Source organism: Actinosynnema sp. (genome assembly GCF_052038725.1).
On the sequence record NZ_JBQGCX010001385.1, the window covers coordinates 1 to 3,321 of the forward strand.

Below are 3,321 nucleotides of genomic sequence, written 5' to 3' on the forward strand. Positions count from 1 at the left end.
GGGGCCTCTTCGCGTCCGGGGGGCCGGCCGACGCGGGTCCTCGGCCTGGTCAGGCCCTCACACGCCCGTCGCGCGCCGCCAGTCCAGCACCGCGTCCGCGAAAGCCTCGGGCGCCTCCCAGGGCGCCAGGTGCCCCACCCCGGCCAGCTCCACGCAGGTCGCCCCGATCTCCCCCGCCAGCGCCCGCGCCCCCTCCGGCGGCGTGACCGCGTCGCGCTCGCCGACCACGACCAGCTTCGGCACGTCCGCCTCCCGCAGCAGCGCCGTCGAGTCGGGCCGGGCCGCCATCGCCCGCTGCGCCCAGGCCACGTCCTCGGCGCGCTGCCCCAGCACCACCGCCCGCACCTCGTCCACCAGCGGCGATCCGGGCGCGAGCAGCCCGCTCACCGAGCCGACCACCGCGCCGACCCCGTGCTCGTCGACCTCGCGCGCCACCGCCAGCCGCTTGTCCCGCGCCTCCTCCGCGTCGGCGACCGCCTTGGTGTCGACCAGCACCAGCCCGGCCACCCGCTCGGGCGCGATCCGCAGCAGCGCCATCGCGACGTACCCGCCCATCGAGCACCCGCCGAGCACCACCCGCCCGATCCCCCGCCCGTCCAGCTCCGCCAGCACCCGCCGGGCCGCGCCCGCCAGGTCGGGCTCGCCGCCCGCGCGCTGGTCGGGCGTGATCGGGGCGAGGCGTTCGCGGACCCCGTCCCACATGCGGGAGTCGACGGGGAAGGCGTGCAGCAGGACGAGCGGCGAGGTTTCCACGCCCCCCAATCTGTCAGACCCCGCCGCTACCGTCGCCGCATGACCGATCACCCGGCGCGCTACCCGGACCAGGTGCTGACCGGGCGCCTGCTGCTGCGCAGGACCACCGACGCCGACCTGGCCGCGGTGACCGAGGTGCTGACCGACCCGGAGGCGCACGCGCACAACCCGGCGCGCCCGAGGACGCCGCGGGAGGTGGCGGAGCTGCTGGCGAGCTGGCGGGAGCACTGGCGCGACGACGGCATCGGCTACTGGGCGGTGCTCTCGCGGGAGAGCGGGGAGCTGCTCGGCGTGGGCGGCCTGCGCGTGCACGCGGTGGGCGGCGAGCGGGTGCTGAACCTGTCGTACAGCTTCCGCCCGCGGCACTGGGGGCGGGGCTACGCGACCGAGATGGCGCGCGCGTCCCTGGAGCGGGCGGCGGTCAGCCACCCGGACCTGCCACCGGTGGTCGTCACCGCCCCGGAGAACACCCCGGCCCAGCGCGTGGCGGAGAAGCTGGGCCTGGCGCGCAGCGGCGCCGTGGAGCTGGACCCGGAGGAGGGCGAGCTGCTCGTCTACCGCAGGCCGTGAGCCCGCGCGGACCGGGTGGCCGCCACCGGCGCAGGGACCACCAGCGCAGGGACCACCAGCGCAGGGATTACCAGCGCCGGGACGAGGGCCCCCGCCGGGCGCGGGCGTTCCAGCAGGACTGGTGCCAGTGCCTGCGGTCCTCCACCGAGCCGTAGTCGGCGGCGGGCCAGGCCACCACGTGCGGGGTGCCGGGCCGGATCTCGTGGTCGCAGCCGGGGCAGCGGTAGGTCTTCGTGGTGGCCGCGCCGGAGATGGTGCGGACCAGCCACTCGCCGTCCGCCCCCGTCTCGGACCGCGCCCAGCCGTGGCCGCCGGGGGTCGAGGGCTCTCCGGTGTGCTTGGGGCGGTTGCGGCGCGGCACGCGACAACCGTATCCGCACCGGGCATCCCCCGAACGCACCAAGCCCACCGACGGGCGATGCACGGTCGGAGACCTCCATCACGCGACCGGGGTCACCCGTCCGACAACACCGGGGCGCTCTGGTGCCCACCGCGCGCTCCGGGCGACAATGGCCGCGTGCCGACCTACGAGTTCCGCTGCCGCGCCTGCGGCTCGACCTTCGACGTCCAGCGCCCGATGAGCGAGGCGTCCGCCCCCGCGAGCTGCCCGGACGGGCACGCGGACACGGTGAAGCTGCTGTCGATGGCGGGCCTGAGCTCCGGCGCGACCGCGCCCCAGGGCGGTGGAGGTGGCGGTGGGTGCTGCGGCGGCGGCTGCTGCGGCTGACGGCCCGGAACCGAGGACCGGCGGGACCGGCCGGGCGCGCAGCCCGACCGGTCCCGCGGGGAGCTCACCGGGGCCCGGTCACGGCTCCTGGGCCAGCAGCTTCTCCGCCACGGCCTTGCCCTGCTCGCAGATCGCCCCGTACTTGGCCGACCCGTCGATCACGATGATCCCGACCCCGCCCCCGGCGTAGTCCATGACCATCACGCACGACGGCTGCACGCTGGAGTCCGTGGTCCGGTCGAAGTAGGCGACCTTCCGCCCGTCGACCGTGTACTCGCCGTTGGTCTTGTCCAGCGTGATCGGCCGGTCCTCGCGGAAGCGCAGCGTCACGCCGACGTCGAGCGTCCCGGTGCTGTGCTGCCACTTGCAGGACTGGTCGAAGTCCGGGTCGTACCCGACGTCGGTGGGCGGCGCGGACTTGTCCGCCACCTCGTAGGGCAGGTCCTTCCAGCTGATCAGGTCGCAGTAGTCCTGCGCCGCGCTGTCGTCCCCGCTCGGCTTGGCGCTGCTGCCGGGGCTGGTCGACGAGAACGGCTGCTCCACGTCGAGCACCCCTGGGACCGGGGTCCCGTTGACCGAGTGGGTGCACGCGCTCGTCGCGCCGAGCACCAGCACCATGAGTGAGATCACCGCGCGCCGCATGGCACAACCATGCCAAAGGGGTGAGCGCCCTGTCTCGCCAGGTGCGCCCGCGGGCGCGGGATCACCCGCCGACCTGGGCTTCCGCCCGCCCGGACCACCCGCTGCGCGCCCGTCCGCAGGACCCCGACCGGACGATCGCGCCCCGGTCCCGGCTACGTCGGGTAGCGCGCAGGCGCTCACCCGTCGAACCCGCGCGCGGCCAGCCCGGCCACCCGCCGCACCGCCTCCTCGGCGTCGGCCCCGACCGCGACGACCTCCACGCGGTCCCCGCCGACCGCGCCGAGCCCCATCAGCTCCAGCGCGCTGCGCGCGTCGACCTCCCGCCCGCCGTGCCGGACGGCCACGCGCGCGTCCAGCCCGGCCAGCGCCCGCGCGATGAGCCCGGCGGGCCGCGCGTGCAACCCGACCTCGTTGACCAGCGGCACCACCGCCCGCACCACGCCGTCACCGGCAACGCCACCGCCGGCGCCGTCACCTGGGGCGCCGCCACCGCCCGCCCCTTCCCCGCTCCCCCAGGCCCCGAGCGCCGCCGCCACCACCGCCTCCAGCGCCGCACCGCCCTGGGCCGCCACGGCCGCCGCGACGGCCCCGGTCACCAGCGGCGCGTCCACGACCACCGCCGCCCCGTC

The 3,321-nt window shown here is 76.8% G+C and carries 6 protein-coding genes; 2 read left to right on the top strand and 4 right to left on the bottom strand.

Features of this window, described 5'->3' with window-relative positions:
• Nucleotides 1–57 precede the first annotated feature (57 nt).
• Entirely contained in the window at nucleotides 58–753 is a 696-nt protein-coding gene (locus ACTUAL_RS29295) for an alpha/beta fold hydrolase (protein WP_440902502.1), read from the bottom strand.
• A 39-nt stretch (nucleotides 754–792) separates the two neighbouring features.
• Between ACTUAL_RS29295 and ACTUAL_RS29300 the strand changes: the two genes are divergently transcribed.
• On the top strand, nucleotides 793–1,323 hold the full coding sequence (locus tag ACTUAL_RS29300; protein WP_440902503.1) for a GNAT family N-acetyltransferase: 531 nt from the start codon (nucleotides 793–795) through the stop codon (nucleotides 1,321–1,323).
• A 67-nt stretch (nucleotides 1,324–1,390) separates the two neighbouring features.
• Here ACTUAL_RS29300 and ACTUAL_RS29305 read toward each other — a convergent pair whose 3' ends face one another.
• The gene (locus ACTUAL_RS29305) at nucleotides 1,391–1,684 is read right to left on the bottom strand and encodes a hypothetical protein (RefSeq protein ID WP_440902504.1); all 294 of its coding nucleotides are present in this window, start codon (nucleotides 1,682–1,684) and stop codon (nucleotides 1,391–1,393) included.
• 156 nt (nucleotides 1,685–1,840) lie between these two features.
• Here ACTUAL_RS29305 and ACTUAL_RS29310 point away from each other — a divergent pair, with 156 nt between their 5' ends.
• Complete coding sequence (locus ACTUAL_RS29310) at nucleotides 1,841–2,050, top strand: FmdB family zinc ribbon protein (RefSeq protein WP_015804801.1); 210 nt, start codon at nucleotides 1,841–1,843, stop codon at nucleotides 2,048–2,050.
• A 78-nt stretch (nucleotides 2,051–2,128) separates the two neighbouring features.
• On the opposite strand, the gene ACTUAL_RS29315 is transcribed toward ACTUAL_RS29310, so the two are convergent.
• A complete protein-coding gene (locus ACTUAL_RS29315) occupies nucleotides 2,129–2,680 on the bottom strand; it encodes a DUF3558 family protein (RefSeq protein ID WP_440902505.1) in 552 nt (183 codons plus the stop codon).
• A gap of 188 nt (nucleotides 2,681–2,868) precedes the next feature.
• On the bottom strand, nucleotides 2,869–3,321 hold a 453-nt coding region (locus tag ACTUAL_RS29320), incomplete at its 5' end, for an HPr family phosphocarrier protein (protein ID WP_440902506.1).